13 protein-coding genes are annotated in these 13,874 nt (G+C 63.8%); 12 read left to right on the top strand and 1 reads right to left on the bottom strand.

Features of this window, described 5'->3' with window-relative positions:
* Positions 1-237: 237 nt before the first annotated feature.
* Positions 238-2,994, bottom strand: coding sequence for a beta-glucosidase (locus tag IQK56_RS29710; RefSeq protein WP_193901948.1), 2,757 nt, complete (start codon positions 2,992-2,994; stop codon positions 238-240).
* Between the two features lie 487 nt (positions 2,995-3,481).
* Here IQK56_RS29710 and IQK56_RS29705 point away from each other — a divergent pair, with 487 nt between their 5' ends.
* The 12 genes from IQK56_RS29705 (at position 3,482) to gspD (ending at position 13,698) form a co-directional block, all read left to right on the top strand.
* Complete coding sequence (locus tag IQK56_RS29705) at positions 3,482-3,706, top strand: hypothetical protein (RefSeq protein ID WP_193901947.1); 225 nt, start codon at positions 3,482-3,484, stop codon at positions 3,704-3,706.
* 156 nt (positions 3,707-3,862) lie between these two features.
* Entirely contained in the window at positions 3,863-5,593 is a 1,731-nt protein-coding gene (gene gspE / locus IQK56_RS29700) for a GspE/PulE family protein (RefSeq protein WP_482827758.1), read from the top strand.
* Complete coding sequence (gspF, locus tag IQK56_RS29695; RefSeq protein WP_122305118.1) at positions 5,590-6,792, top strand: type II secretion system inner membrane protein GspF; 1,203 nt, start codon at positions 5,590-5,592, stop codon at positions 6,790-6,792. The genes gspE and gspF overlap by 4 nt, the downstream gene beginning before the upstream one ends.
* 20 nt (positions 6,793-6,812) lie before the next feature.
* Positions 6,813-7,229 (top strand): type II secretion system major pseudopilin GspG, encoded by a 417-nt coding sequence (gene gspG, locus IQK56_RS29690; RefSeq protein ID WP_095185610.1) that lies wholly within the window; start codon positions 6,813-6,815, stop codon positions 7,227-7,229.
* A gap of 3 nt (positions 7,230-7,232) precedes the next feature.
* The gene (locus IQK56_RS29685; RefSeq protein WP_150676380.1) at positions 7,233-7,664 is read left to right on the top strand and encodes a type II secretion system protein; all 432 of its coding nucleotides are present in this window, start codon (positions 7,233-7,235) and stop codon (positions 7,662-7,664) included.
* Positions 7,661-8,023 carry a prepilin-type N-terminal cleavage/methylation domain-containing protein gene (locus IQK56_RS29680; RefSeq protein ID WP_122305120.1) on the top strand — a complete coding sequence of 121 codons (363 nt, stop codon included), beginning with the start codon at positions 7,661-7,663 and terminating at the stop codon, positions 8,021-8,023. The genes IQK56_RS29685 and IQK56_RS29680 overlap by 4 nt, the downstream gene beginning before the upstream one ends.
* Entirely contained in the window at positions 8,020-8,649 is a 630-nt protein-coding gene (locus IQK56_RS29675; RefSeq protein ID WP_150676379.1) for a prepilin-type N-terminal cleavage/methylation domain-containing protein, read from the top strand. Before IQK56_RS29680 ends, IQK56_RS29675 begins: the two co-directional genes overlap by 4 nt.
* Entirely contained in the window at positions 8,646-9,371 is a 726-nt protein-coding gene (locus tag IQK56_RS29670) for a general secretion pathway protein GspK (RefSeq protein WP_150676378.1), read from the top strand. The genes IQK56_RS29675 and IQK56_RS29670 overlap by 4 nt, the downstream gene beginning before the upstream one ends.
* Entirely contained in the window at positions 9,368-10,387 is a 1,020-nt protein-coding gene (locus tag IQK56_RS29665) for a type II secretion system protein GspL (RefSeq protein ID WP_193901949.1), read from the top strand. The genes IQK56_RS29670 and IQK56_RS29665 overlap by 4 nt, the downstream gene beginning before the upstream one ends.
* Positions 10,362-10,973 (top strand): type II secretion system protein GspM, encoded by a 612-nt coding sequence (gene gspM, locus IQK56_RS29660; protein WP_122305128.1) that lies wholly within the window; start codon positions 10,362-10,364, stop codon positions 10,971-10,973. Before IQK56_RS29665 ends, gspM begins: the two co-directional genes overlap by 26 nt.
* Complete coding sequence (locus IQK56_RS29655; protein ID WP_193901946.1) at positions 10,970-11,494, top strand: general secretion pathway protein GspN; 525 nt, start codon at positions 10,970-10,972, stop codon at positions 11,492-11,494. Before gspM ends, IQK56_RS29655 begins: the two co-directional genes overlap by 4 nt.
* Positions 11,491-13,698, top strand: coding sequence for a type II secretion system secretin GspD (gene gspD, locus IQK56_RS29650; RefSeq protein WP_193901945.1), 2,208 nt, complete (start codon positions 11,491-11,493; stop codon positions 13,696-13,698). The genes IQK56_RS29655 and gspD overlap by 4 nt, the downstream gene beginning before the upstream one ends.
* Positions 13,699-13,874 lie beyond the last annotated feature (176 nt).

The raw sequence follows: 13,874 nt of genomic DNA, 5'->3' as shown, positions 1-13,874 counted from the left end.
GCGCTGGGCTGCGCAGCAGCCCCAAAAAGGTCACCGCAAAGTGCCAGAATCAACCGAGGCGAAAGTCTTGGGGCCGCTTCGCAGCCCAGCGCGGGGCAAGCCCGCTCACCACAGAGTTGTGTATGAGCCTTTGAGAGTTTTGTAGAGACCCATGCCCCGATGAGGGAGTGTCAGCCAAGAATATTCCGACTGACCCCCGCCATCGGGAGCAAGGCCCCCCACAAAAAGCACCTTCTTTTACCCGTCAGTTACCGGCAGCGCTGCCTGGGTGGTGTCATCGCTCATGTCATAGCCATCACCGTCGCTGGTGCCGCTATCCCCTTCATTCTGATGCAGCACGCCACCGGTTTTAACCGTCGATTCACGCAACGTCGAATTAAGCGCCGAACGCGGCAGCGGGTTGCTGGTGGTGGTCGACAGTTCCTGGCGGAACGGGTTGACCAGCTTGGCGTTCAGGCGGATGTCCTGGGACGACGCGCCCACCGACAGGTTGAAGCTGTCGGCGTCCACCACCCATTGCTTGCTCTTGACGTCGTAGTAGGCCAGCGAGCGGTCGTTAAGCTCGATGGTCACGCGCTTGCTCTCGCCCGGCTTCAGGAACACCTTCTTGTAGCCCTTGAGTTCCTTGAGCGCACGCTCGACTTTCGGGTTGTTCTGGCCCACGTACAGCTCGGCGACTTCGGCGCCCGCCACCTTGCCGGTGTTGGCCAGGTCGAACGACACCTTGATCGGCGCCCCTGCAACCGCCACACCTGGCGTCACGCTGATGTTGCTGTAGCCGAAGGTGGTGTACGACAAGCCGTAGCCGAACGGGTAGAGCGGCTTGATGCCTTTTTTCTCGTAGCCGCGATAGCCCAGGAACAGGTCGTCCTTGTAGCTCATCTCGGCCAGGGTTTCCTGGTTGTCGAATTTGGGGAAAGTCGCGTAGATCGGGTTGTCTTCGATGTTGCGCTCGATGCTGATCGGCAACTTGGCCGACGGGTTGACCTTGCCCAGCAGGATCTCTGCCAACGCCTGGCCGCCGTTCTGCCCAGGGTAGAACGCATGCAGCGCGGCCGGTACCTGGTCGATCCAGTCGCTCATCTTCAGCCCGGTGCCGCCGTGCAGGGTGACCACGGTGTTCGGGTTGACCTTGGCGATGCTCTGGATCAGTTGGCCCTGGAACTCCGGCAGGTCGAAGCTGTGGTCGAAGCCTTCACCTTCGTATTCATTGCTGTTGCCCGCCGCCACCAGCACGGCGTCGTACTTGGCCAGGTCCTGTGGCGCCACCAGCGACGCCCAGCTCATCTGCACGCCCACCAGACCACCCATGGTCGAGAGGTAGCCGTTGCGGCGCGAGTATTCCAGCTTGATGTCGACGGCTTTGCCGGCTTCCAGATTGACCTTTGCGAATACCGGAATGGTCGGCGGGATGCTGTTGTTGGGCAGCGGCTTGCCGTCACCGTTATCCAGCACTTTCTTGCCGTTGACGTAGAGACGCACGGCACCGTCGGCGCGGACCTTGAACACCTGCTCGCCACTGACCGTCGGAGTGATCTGGCCGCTGTAGCGGATCGAGGTGGCCGCGGTATCGCCGTTGACCGGCAGGCTGTCGGTGGACCAGTCCAGGTCGACATGGCGGTCGGTGCGGCTGGCCGCCGGGTCGCCGGACCAGTTGGTGTTGCTGAAGAACTCGGTCTTCACGCCTTTGACGCTGTTGCCGTCGCTGTCGGTGTGGGTCCAGTTGGACGCCGTCGGGTCCAGGGACAGGCCGTCGATAAACTCGACCTTGGCGCCCGGCGCCAATTGCTGCAGGCCGCTCAGCTCGCTGATGTAGTTGGCCGCCATCACATTCGCGCTGCCGAAACCGGTAGGCGGTGCGTACTTGGCCAGGTTGCCGACCACCGCGATGGTCTTTACCTTCTTGGCGTCCAGGGGCAGCAGGCTGTTCTGGTTTTTCAGCAGCACGATGCCTTCGCGCGCGGCGTTCAAGGCCACGCGGTTGCTGGTGGCGCTGTTCATGTTGTGGCTGGTCAGCGGCGCTTTGCTGTCGAATTTGTACAGGTAGATCTGCTTGAGGATGCGCCGCACCTTGTCATCGATGGTCGCGCTGCTCAGCTCGCCGCTGTCCAGGAACGGCTTGAGCACCGTGCTGTTCATCTGGTAGCCCATCATGTCCAGGTCGGTGCCGGCCTGTGCGGCCGGCAAGCCGTCGACCACGGCGTTGTAGTCGCTCTGCACGAAGCCTGGGTAGCCCCATTCGGTCTTCAGGATGTCGCGCATCAGGTGTTTGTTCTGGCAGGCGAACTCGCCGTTCACCTTCTGGAACGCACACATCATCATCGCCACCTTGCTGTTCTTCGAGGCGGACTCGAAGGGCGGCAGGGTCATCTCGCGCAGCACCCGCTCGCTGATGATTTCGTCGAGGTGAAAGCGGTTGCTTTCCTGATCGTTGGCGGCGAAATGCTTGGCGTTGGCCCACACACCACGGGACTGGATGCCGTTGATCACCGCCGGCCCCAGGCTGGCGCCGAGGAACGGGTCTTCACCGGACAAGTACTCGAACGCACGGCCGCTGTAGGGCATGCGGTACAGGTTCACGCCGGGGCCGGTGACGAACTGATAACCGCCGCTGGCGGTGTCGTAGCCCAGGGCACGGCCCAGGTCGATGGCGCGGCGCGGGTTCCAGCTGGCGGCCAGGTTCGGGCCGGAGGGGTAGACCACGCCCTGGGCGTTGCCTTCACTGGTGTAGCGCACACCGACGCCGCCGTCGGCACCGTGGATCTGCGGGATGCCGTATTGGCTCAGCGGCTTGACGTCCCAGCCCCCGGTGCCGCCGATGTAGGCGAGTTTCTCTTCCAGGGTCATCTTCGCCAGGGTTTTGTCCGCAGCCTTTTCCGCCCGGTTCATCCGGCCTTCGTCCAGGGCAGGGCTGGTGGCCGCATGCACCTGGGACACGGCCAGCGCCAGCAGGGCAAATGCCGACTGTGCACCGATCATCTTGCGTTTATTCATGGGTTTCTCCGACAACTGTTCAGTAAAAATAGGACGACGCTCGTCACTTTTTCGTGGGCAATAGTTCGCCTTGATCGCAATGTTTAACCGATGGCTAATTGCAATTACTTGGTGGGTTTTGCAGATTCTGTAAGTTTAATAATTGTATTAGTTATTGTTATAAGTGATGTCTTGGCGATATCACGAGATGGCATTTTGAACCGCGAAAACGGCATAATTAAGGCAATTCTTGCGGTTATAAGTCAAACAAAAGCTAATTTTTGCGTGAAATAAGAAATATTTCATTACGATTTTGAACTAAGGCTAAACCTACCAGTCGATTGGTTTAAGAAAATAGTTGCGGGCATGGCGAACTAGTGGCGTTGCTCGGTAGTTCTAAAAGGCCATGTTTTATACACGCTGTCATACACAACGCTTTGGTGTAGGGTCTTGAACCCATTCAAGGCGCCACTCGAGCGGTTCGCGTTTTTTTACCTGGAGAATGTTTATGAAGAAGTCCCTGCTGGGTGCTGGTTTTGTGCTGGGCGTTGCATTGAGCGGCGCGGTCGTTGCGGCTGAAGCCACCGACGCGGACGCCAAGTCCGGCGCCGCCGATTCCACCGTGCTGACCCAGACCCATGACGCCAAGGCTGCCAAGAAGCAGAAGGCCGAAACCACCAAGGGCGGGCGGCCATTGAATGGCACCCAGAGCGCGCCGAAGACCTCGAACTAACGGAAAAAACACGATCTCCTGTGGGAGGGGGCTTGCCCCCGATAACGGTTTATCAGTCAGCACATGCGGCAACTGGTGCACTGCTATCGGGTGCAAGCCCACTCCCACAAGGGTTTCCCATCGTCCTTTAGAATATCGCCCCTCAGATTTTTACCCATGCTCAGTTCCTCAACGCCCATCAACGCCTGCGACATGCACATCCCGCACACCGAACAGGTCTGCGCATGGCTGATGCAGCATGCCGGCTTGAAAACCGTTGACCTGGAACGCGCCCGGCGCCTGTCCCAGGAGTCTGACGACGCCGAATTGCTCGGCCTGCTCACCCGGCTTGGGCTGGTCTCTGAAGTGGAACTGGCCCGCGCCTGGGCCGACCTGCTTGGCGCACCGCTGTTACTGGCCGACGCCGCGCCACCGTTGCTCGACCCGTTGCCGGCCTTGACCGAGCGCTTCATGCGCCATCACCAAGTGGTGCCCGTGGGCTGGAGCCACGGCGGGTTGCGGGTGCTGGCGGCCAACCCGGCGCTGGTCTATCCGTTCCAGGCCTTGGCCTATGCCTGCGGCGTGCCGGTGTGGCTGGCGGTGGGGCCGCGCAACGAAGTCGACACCCTGATCGAGCGCTACTACGGCCAGGGCCGCTCGGCCATGGGCACCCTGATCGAGAACCTCGACGAGCAGGGCGGTGCGCTGGAAGACATCGAACACCTCAAGGACATGGCCTCCGAAGCGCCAGTGATTCGCCTGGTCAACCTGATCCTGCAGCGTGCGGTGGAACATCGCGCCTCGGACATTCATATCGAACCTTTCGAAAACCAGCTCAAGGTGCGCTACCGCATCGACGGCGTGCTGCACGAGGCCGAGGCGCCGCCGTCCAGCTCGTCGGCGGCGGTGATTTCGCGGGTCAAGATCATGGCGCGCCTGGACATCGCCGAACGCCGCCTGCCCCAGGACGGGCGGATCATGCTGCGCATCCAGGGCAAGGAACTGGATTTGCGCGTGTCCACGGTGCCCACCAGTTTTGGTGAATCGGTGGTGATGCGTTTACTGGATCGCCAGACGGTGCAGTTCGATTTCCAGAGCCTGGGATTCGACGGCCAGCGCCTGGAAACCTTCCTCGAAGTGCTCGAACGCCCCCACGGCATCCTGCTGGTTACCGGCCCGACCGGCTCGGGCAAGACCACCACGCTGTACACCGCGCTGTCGCGGCTCAATACCGCCGAGCGCAAGATCATCACCGTGGAAGACCCGGTGGAGTACCAGCTCGAAGGCATCAACCAGATTCAGGTCAAGCCGGCCATCGGCCTGGATTTTGCCGGCGCGCTGCGTTCCATCGTGCGCCAGGACCCGGACGTGATCATGATCGGCGAAATACGCGACCTGGAAACCTGCCGCATTGCCATCCAGTCCTCCCTTACCGGCCACCTGGTGCTGTCCACACTGCACACCAACAGCGCCGCCGCGAGTATCACGCGCCTGCTGGACATGGGCGTGGAGAGCTACCTGATCGCCTCGACCGTCAACGGCATCCTCGCCCAGCGCCTGGTGCGCCGTCTCGACCCGGCCACCCGCGAAGCCTTCGAAGCACCGGCCGAATTGATTGCCGAACACGGCCTGGACCGCTTTACCGAGCAACGTCCGATCCTGCTCTATCGCCCTCGCGCCGACGCGCCGGGCGGCGGCTACCACGGGCGCAGTGCAATCACCGAATTGCTGGTGATGAACGATGAACTGCGCAGCCTGCTGATGCGCCAGGCCGACGCCGCGACCCTCGAACAGGCTGCCCGCCGCAGCGGTTTGCGCACCTTGCATGAAGAAGGCCTGCGTCAGGCCGTGGCCGGGGTCACGTCCCTGGAAGAAGTGCTGCGCGTCACCCGCGGGGAGGGCACGTGAGCCTGTTCAAATACCGCGCCCTCGACAGCCAGGGCACCCCGCACACTGGCACCCTGGAAGCCAAGGACCAGGACGCCGCCGTCGCCGCGCTGCACAAGCGCGGTTTGTTGTTATTGCACATCGATGTGGCCGGCGCCCAAGGGCTGCGCAACGCGTTTGGGCGCGGGCAGCTGAACGGCGCGGCGTTGGTCAGTTTTACCCAGCAACTGGCCACGCTCCTGGGCGCCGGGCAGCCGTTGGAACGCTCCCTGGGCATCCTGCTCAAGCAGCCCGGCCAGCCCCAGACCCGTGCGTTGATCGAGCGCATTCGTGAACACGTCAAGGCCGGTCAGCCCTTGTCCAAAGCCCTGGAAGAGGAGGGCAGCCAGTTCTCGCCGCTGTACCTGAGCATGGTGCGTGCGGGGGAAGCGGGTGGCGCGTTGGAAAACACTTTGCGCCAGCTCAGTGATTACCTGGAACGCAGCCAGCTGCTGAGGGGCGAGGTGATCAACGCGCTGATCTATCCGGCGTTCCTGGTGGTCGGCGTGCTCGGCTCCCTGGCGCTGTTGCTGGCGTATGTCGTGCCGCAGTTCGTGCCGATCTTCAAGGATTTGGGCGTACCGATCCCGTTGATCACCGAAGTGATCCTGGGGCTGGGCCAGTTCCTCGGCGCCTATGGGCTGGCGGTGTTGGCTGGGCTGATCGCCGGCATCTGGGGGTTGCTCGCTGGCCTGCGTGACCCCCAGCGGCGTGAACGCTACGACCGCCGCGTGCTGGGCATTCGCCTCATCGGTCCACTGCTGCAACGGGTCGAAGCCGCCCGCCTGGCCCGTACCCTGGGCACCTTGCTCAGCAACGGCGTGGCGCTGCTGCAAGCCCTGGTCATTGCCCGCCAGGTCTGCACCAACCGCGCCCTGCAGGCGCAAGTCGCCCAGGCCGCCGAGTCGGTCAAGGGCGGCGGCACCCTGGCCAGTGCCTTTGGCACGCAGCCGCTGCTGCCGGACCTGGCCCTGCAAATGATTGAAGTCGGCGAACAGGCGGGCGAACTGGACAGCATGCTGCTCAAGGTCGCCGACGTGTTCGACGTCGAAGCCAAACGCGGCATCGACCGCCTGCTCGCCGCGCTGGTGCCGTCCCTGACCGTGGTCATGGCGGTGCTGGTGGCGGTGATCATGCTGGCGATCATGCTGCCGCTGATGAGCCTGACCAGCAATATATGAACCCCCGAGGACCCACCCCCATGCGCTCAAAACCTGCACGCCGCCAAAGCGGTTTTACCCTGTTGGAAATGCTCGCCGTCATCGTGCTGCTGGGCATCGTCGCGACCATCGTGGTGCGCCAGGTCGGCGGTAACGTCGACAAGGGCAAATACGGCGCGGGCAAGGCGCAACTGGCCAGCCTGTCGATGAAGATCGAAAGCTACGGGCTGGATGTCGGCTCACCGCCCAAGACCTTGCAGCAACTGGTCGAAAAGCCCGGCAACAGCGCCGGTTGGGCCGGACCGTACGCCAAGCCGTCGGACCTCAAGGACCCGTTCGGCCATGCCTTTGGCTATCGCTTTCCGGGCGAGCACGGCGCGTTCGACCTGATCTTCTATGGCCAGGATGGCCAACCTGGCGGCGAAGGCTACAGTGCCGACCTGGGCAACTGGGAATAACCCATGGCCAGCGCCCAACGCGGCTTTACCCTGCTGGAGATGCTGGTGGTGATCGTCTTGATCAGCATCGCGGCCGGGTTGGTCGGGTTTGGCCTGCAACAAGGCTTGCGCGCAGCGAAAGAGCGCCAGGCCGTGGGGCAGATTGTCGAGGCGCTGCGCAGCACGCGGGCGCGGGCGATTGTCAGTGGCACCACGCAAAGCACCGTTTTCGATTTGCGCAACTTGAGCGTCGAGGCGCCCGGTCGCCCGAAAAAACACTGGCCGGCCGAGTTGCAGGTGACGCTGCACACCGCCGAGCAAGCGGGCTCGGCGGTAGACTTCTACCCCGACGGCAGCTCCACCGGCGGCAACTTGCTGCTGGCCAATGGCAGCCGGCGTTGGCGCATCGACATTGGCTGGCTGACCGGCAGCGTCCAGTCCAAGGCCCTGCCATGAAGTACCAACGCGGTTTCACCCTGCTGGAAATGCTCGCCGCGCTGACGCTGATGGCGATCTGTAGCACGGTGCTGCTGGTCGCCTTTGGCCAAAGTGCACGCTCGCTGTTGCAGGTGGCCCATAGCGACCGCCTCACCCATGCCGCCTTGAGTGTGATGGACCAAGAGGGCACAGGGCCGTTGGCGAGCGGCACGCGCCAGGGCGAAATGGACGGCATCGCCTGGCAACTGCGCATTGCCCAACAGCCGAGCCGCATCGGCCAGGCGCACTTGTTTCGCCTGGACCTGAGCGTCAGCGAAGGCCCGCGCCAGGCGCAGTTCAGTACCTTGAAACTGCGTGCTGCCGGGGCCGGTTTGTGAAGCGCCGCCAGCAGGGCTTTACCCTGCTCGAAATCATGATCGTGCTCAGCCTGCTGGGGGTGCTGCTGACCCTGGTCGGCGGCGCGTTACTCGGTGCCAATCGAGCGGTGCTCAAGGCCCAGCGCTACACCGTCAGCCTGGATGAAATGCGCGCCGCCCAGCAGTTTTTGCGCACGGCCATCAGCGAGGCGTTACCGCTGGATGTGACCGAGGACGACAGCCAGGTCGATGGTTTTTTCGCCGGCGAGCCGCAGCGCATGCAGTTTGTGGCGACCCTGCCCGGTGTGCTCGGTGGCGGCATTCAGCGTTTCACCCTGCAACTGACCGGACCCGAGGCGCCGCGTGATTTGCAGGTGGCGTTCGCCCGGTTTGAGTCCCTGGCGCAAGTCAGCGTACCGGCCTCGCGCAGCGAGCCACAGGTGTTGCTCAGGGGCGTCGAAGACCTGCAATTGAGCTATCGCGGCCTGTCCCCCAAGGGGCAGGCCACCGGCTGGATCAACACGTGGCCGTGGCCCAAGCGCCTGCCCTACGCGGTGCGGATTGCCGCCCGGGTCAACGGCCCGGTGCCGTGGGTGACCCAAGTGGTGGCCTTGCGTTTGAACCTGTCCGGCGGAGCGCCCGAATGATCCAGCATCAACGCGGCGTGGCCCTGCTGCTGGTGCTCTGGGTGTTGGCCTTGCTCAGCCTGTTGCTCGGCGGATTGGCCGGCTGGGTGCAGTTGGAAACCCGCCAGGCCGCGTGGCATCGCCAGCACACCCAGGCGGTGCTGGCCGCAGAGGCGGGCGTGGCGCTGGCGATGCAAGCCGTGGCCGACCCGTCGCAGCGCAAGCAATGGATTGCCGACGGGCGTGAAATCCCGCTGGTGTTTGACGACGCGCAGTTGCACGTAAGCCTGCGCAGCGAGCGCGGCAAGTTGTACCTCAACAGCGCCGAGGTGGGCGATTTTGCGCGCCTGGCCCTGGCCTGCGGTGCCACCCAGGCCCAGGCCAAGCAATTGGCCAGGGACTTGGAGATGCGCCGCAACCAAGGCCTGGCGCCGTTTCGGGTGGTGGAAGAAGTCCGGCAGTTGCCCGGCATGACCCAGGCGCTGTACAGCGCGCTGGTGCCGGAAATCAGCCTGTGGAGCGGCCTGGACCGGCCCGACCCGGCCTTCGCCAGCCCGTTGATGCGCCACGCCCTCAACCTGCCACACGCCAGCGCGGTGGGTGCCGATCCCGGTGATGTGCTGGTGGTCAGCAGCCGCGCCCAACGCCCCGGCGGTTACCACGCCGAGCTGCAAGCCACGGTGTTATTGAGCCCCGCGCAAGGCAGCGCACAACCTTATCGAGTCCTACGTTGGCAAGAATAAATAGATACCTGGAGCCCGCCGTACAGCGTTGGCAAGGCAGCCTGTTGCAACAGGGCTGGGACCTGTGGCTCAAGGAGCTGCGTGGCTGCCTGCCTGGCTGGTTGTTGCCCCATGACATGCCCGAGCGCGTCTACCCGTGGCCGCTCACAGCGCCGGTGCAAAAGCTCCCCGGAGAGACACGCCAGGTGGTGTTGCTGGCACCTGACGCGGTGCTGGTGCAAAGCCTGCAATTGCCGGTGGCCGCCGCACGCAACCTGTCGACGGTGGTCGGCTATGAACTGGACCGCTTCACCCCGTTCGACGCCGCCCAGTTGTACTTTGTCGCCCGCCAGGAACGCCGCACAGCCACCCATCTGCAGGTGACGCTGGTGGCAATCCTGCGCGAGCGCCTGGACCAGATCCTCGACGACTGCGCGGCACTTGGCTTGCACCCCCACGCCGTGGATGTCTACGACAGCGCGGGCGTGCCCATGGGCATCGACCTGCTGCCGGCGCCGTTGCGTCCGCGCCAGCGCCCTGCGGGCAAGGGCTTGCAACGCAGCCTGCCGTGGCTGTGCGGCGCCTTGCTGATTGCCGCCATGCTGCTGTGGCTCAACGACCGCCAGCGCGTACTCGACGCCATGCAGCACAGCGTGCGTGCGCAAAAGGCCCAGGTCGCCGAAATCCAGGCCCTGCGCCAGCAACTGCTCAATACCCGCGGCGCCGCGCAGTACTTGATCCGCCGCAAGGCCGCGCAGCCGCCCCTGGCCGCGCTGCTCAGCGAACTGACCGCCTGCCTGCCGCCCGACACCTGGATCGACCAGTTGGAAGTCAACGACGGCGCCGACGTGTCCTTCTCCGGGCAAAGCGCCAAGGCCAGTGCGTTGATCACCCGCATCAAGAACTGTCGCAGCCTGGAAAACGCCCAGTTCGAAGGGGTGATCCAACCCGATGCGCAAACCGGCAAGGATCAGTTTTCCTTGCGCGCCCACCTGCACCAGGAGGCCGCCGATGCGCCGACCACTGACACCCCGTGAACGCCGTGGCGCCGCGTTGATTGTCCTCGCGCTGGTGCTCGGCGCCGCCTATTGGCTGTTGATCGACAGCTGGTTTGCCGGCCCGTTGCGCACCTTGGGCGAACAGGCCGAGCAACTGCGCGAACAGCAGCAACGCTACGCCGGCGTGTTGCGCCAGGGCGACAGCCTGCGCCGGCAACTCGAAGAAGCGCGCCAGGACCCGGCCAGCAGCACCAGCCTGTTGCCCGGCGATGACCCCAGCGCCGTGGCCGCCGACTTGATGCAGCGCATCGCCGACCTGATCAACAGCCGCGCCGGCCTCGGTGGCGGCTGCAGCCTGACCCAGCGCATGCCCATCACCCCGGAGCAGGACGATGCCGAGCCCTATCGCCAAGTCAAAGTCAGCCTGACCCTCAACTGCGCCATCGAGCCCTTGACCGCGATCCTGCATGAGCTGGAGTACCAGCGGCCGTTTCTGTTTGTCGATGAAATGAGCATCCGCCGCGCCCCGAATGCCCCCGCCAGTGGCGGCGCCGGCAAGCTGGTGGTGCACCTGTTGGTGCGCGGCTACCTGCAACCGGCCGCCGCCGCGCAGGTGCGCCGATGATCAGCACCTTGCGTCCCCTGGAATGGGGTTTGATCAGCGTGGCCGGGCTGTTGGGTGTGCTCATGGCCGGCATCCTCAGCAGCATCGGCGACGCGCCTCAGTGGTTACCGCCGCCCGCGCCCGATACCCGCGCCAATGCCTCGGCCAAGGTGCTGGTGGCCCCGAGCGCAACCCTGGACAGCCTGGCCGGCACGTGGCAGGCGCCGTTGTTCAGCCCCGACCGCAGCCCCGACCGTGCGGTGGGCCAAGGCGCTGTCTCCAGCCTGTCGAGCCTCACGCTGACCGGCATCGTCCTCGACGGTGACCTGCGCGTGGCGTTGCTCAAGCGCGCCGACGGTCCACCCTTGAAAGTCCATCAGGACCAGACCCTGCCCAACGGCTGGCGCCTGGAACACCTGACCCCCCGCGACGCCCGTTTCGTACTTGACGGCCGCAGCCAGACCCTGAGCCTGCGGGCCCTGCGTTTGCCGCCGCCGTCCAGTACACCGCCGATTACCCTTCCTCACGAGTCCACCCCTTGATCGATACTTTCCCTGGCGCCTTGCGCACCACCGCATTTTGCCTGGCCACCGCCGTCGCCCTCGGTGGCTGCGGGACATTCCCCGAACACCTCGACCCGGACGAAGCCCTGCTGCACGAAGCGATGCAGGGCACCGGCTCACAACGTCCGCCCGTGGACCCGGCCAGTGAACAGACCCCGGTCGACAACGGCCAGCCCCAGGCAAACACGCCGCCCCAGCGCCAACTGATTCGCGGCAACCAGCAGTTCGTGCGCCAACCGGTTGCGGCGGCGTCGGCGAAGGAGGAGGGCGGCGGCGACATCGTGTTCAACTTTGCCGACCAGCCGATTGAAGCGGTGATCAACAGCGTGATGGGCGACCTGCTGCATGAGAACTACAGCATCGCCCAGGGCGTGAAGGGCAACGTCAGCTTCTCCACCTCCAAACCGGTGAACAAACAGCAGGCATTGTCGATTCTGGAAACCCTGCTGTCCTGGACCGACAACGCGATGATCAAGCAGGGCAGTCGTTATGTGATCCTGCCGGCCAACCAGGCGGTGGCGGGCAAGCTGGTGCCGGAGATGCGCGTGTCGCAGCCGTCCAGTGGCCTGTCGGCGCGGTTGTTTCCGTTGCGCTACATCTCTGCCACTGAAATGCAGAAACTGCTCAAGCCGTTCGCCCGGGAGAATGCATTCTTGCTGGTGGACCCGGCGCGCAATGTCCTGAGCCTGGCCGGTACCCCCGAGGAACTGGCCAACTACCAGGACACCATCGACACCTTTGATGTGGATTGGCTCAAAGGCATGTCCGTCGGTGTGTTCGGCCTGCAACGGGCCTCGGTGGCCGAGTTGATGCCCGAACTGCAAAAGATGTTCGGCCCCGACAGCGGCATGCCCCTGGCGGGCATGGTGCGATTCCTGCCGATCGAGCGCACCAACTCGGTGGTAGCGATTTCTTCGCAACCGCAATACTTGAGTGAAGTCGGCGACTGGATCCACACCATCGACGAAGGCGGCGGCAACGAACCGCAGATGTACGTGTACGACGTGCGCAACATGAAGGCCAGCGACCTCGCCAAGTACCTGCGGCAGATCTACGGCAGCGGCGCGATCAAGGACGACACCCCGGCCAAGGTCGCCCCCGGTTTGCGCACCGCGACCTTGTCGTCGCCGGGCACCAACAGCACGTCCGGCAGCACACCGGGTGGGCTGAATAACAGCCAGCCAGTGGTCGATGACGAAGCGCAGGAGCCCGAAGCCGAGGACAGCGCCGAACCGGAAACCACCGAAGGCGCCCCGGCGAAAAGCCTCGACGCCGGCACGCGGATCACCGCGCAAAAAAGCAGTAACCAACTGCTGGTACGCACCCGTCCGGTGCAGTGGAAAGAAATCGAATCGGCGATCAAACGCCTCGACAACCCGCCCCTTCAAGTGCAGATCGAGACGCGCATTCTTGAGGTCAAACTCACTGGTGAACTGGACCTGGGCGTGCAGTGGTACCTGGGGCGCCTGGCGGGCAATTCCACCAGCACCACCGTGGCCAACGCTTCCGGCAGCCAAGGTGCGCTGGGCGGTGGCGGGGCCGGGTTGGGGGCGGCGGATTCGCTGTTCTATTCCTTCGTCAGCTCCAACCTGCAGGTGGCGTTGCACGCGCTGGAAACCAACGGCCGCACCCAAGTGCTGTCGGCGCCGTCGCTGGTGGTGATGAACAACCAGCCGGCGCAGATCCAGGTGGGGGACAACATTCCCATCAGCCAGACCACCGTCAACACGGGCACCTCGGACACCACCTTGAGCAGTGTTGAATATGTGCAGACGGGGGTGATCCTCGACGTGGTGCCACGGATCAATCCGGGTGGGTTGGTGTACATGGATATTCAGCAGCAGGTCAGTGATGCGCAGGACCAGGCTTCTACTAACAGCGACACGCCGGCGAATCCGCGTATTTCTACGCGGTCGGTGTCGACGCAGGTGGCGGTGCAGAGTGGGCAGACGGTGTTGTTGGGGGGGTTGATCAAGCAGGACAACGCTGAGAGTGTCAGTGCCGTGCCTTATCTTGGGAAGATTCCGGGGTTGCGGTGGTTGTTTGGGAATACCAGCAAGTCCAAGGATCGGACGGAGTTGATTGTGTTGATTACGCCCAGGGTGATTACCAGCAGTAGCCAGGCGCGGCAGGTGACGGATGATTATCGGCAGCAGATGCAGTTGTTGAAGCCGGCTAACTGAAGGAACGTGGGAAAATGTGGGAGGTGGGGCGATGGCGATTGGGCTGAGTACATATCCGTTGTTTGGGTAACGGCCACTTAGGGTTCCGCTCTTACAGCGGGTCACTTTTGTAAAGGCACAAAAGTAACCAAAAGGCCTTCGCCCCACCACTCGGCCCCTCGCCTAGGCTCGGTGTG

Source organism: Pseudomonas cyclaminis (assembly GCF_015163715.1).
Taxonomy (GTDB): domain Bacteria; phylum Pseudomonadota; class Gammaproteobacteria; order Pseudomonadales; family Pseudomonadaceae; genus Aquipseudomonas; species Aquipseudomonas cyclaminis.
This window is presented reverse-complemented; position numbering and strand designations above follow the sequence as displayed.

What these genes read in the sequence shown, in the direction of transcription:
- gspM (WP_122305128.1), top strand. Translation starts at nt 10,362, where the DNA reads ATGCGCCGACCACTGACACCCCGTGAACGCCGTGGCGCCGCGTTGATT.
- IQK56_RS29680 (WP_122305120.1), top strand. Translation starts at nt 7,661, where the DNA reads ATGAAGTACCAACGCGGTTTCACCCTGCTGGAAATGCTCGCCGCGCTG.
- gspE (WP_482827758.1), top strand. Translation starts at nt 3,863, where the DNA reads ATGCTCAGTTCCTCAACGCCCATCAACGCCTGCGACATGCACATCCCG.
- IQK56_RS29710 (WP_193901948.1), bottom strand. Translation starts at nt 2,994, where the DNA reads ATGAATAAACGCAAGATGATCGGTGCACAGTCGGCATTTGCCCTGCTG.
- IQK56_RS29685 (WP_150676380.1), top strand. Translation starts at nt 7,233, where the DNA reads ATGGCCAGCGCCCAACGCGGCTTTACCCTGCTGGAGATGCTGGTGGTG.
- IQK56_RS29705 (WP_193901947.1), top strand. Translation starts at nt 3,482, where the DNA reads ATGAAGAAGTCCCTGCTGGGTGCTGGTTTTGTGCTGGGCGTTGCATTG.
- IQK56_RS29670 (WP_150676378.1), top strand. Translation starts at nt 8,646, where the DNA reads ATGATCCAGCATCAACGCGGCGTGGCCCTGCTGCTGGTGCTCTGGGTG.
- gspG (WP_095185610.1), top strand. Translation starts at nt 6,813, where the DNA reads ATGCGCTCAAAACCTGCACGCCGCCAAAGCGGTTTTACCCTGTTGGAA.
- IQK56_RS29655 (WP_193901946.1), top strand. Translation starts at nt 10,970, where the DNA reads ATGATCAGCACCTTGCGTCCCCTGGAATGGGGTTTGATCAGCGTGGCC.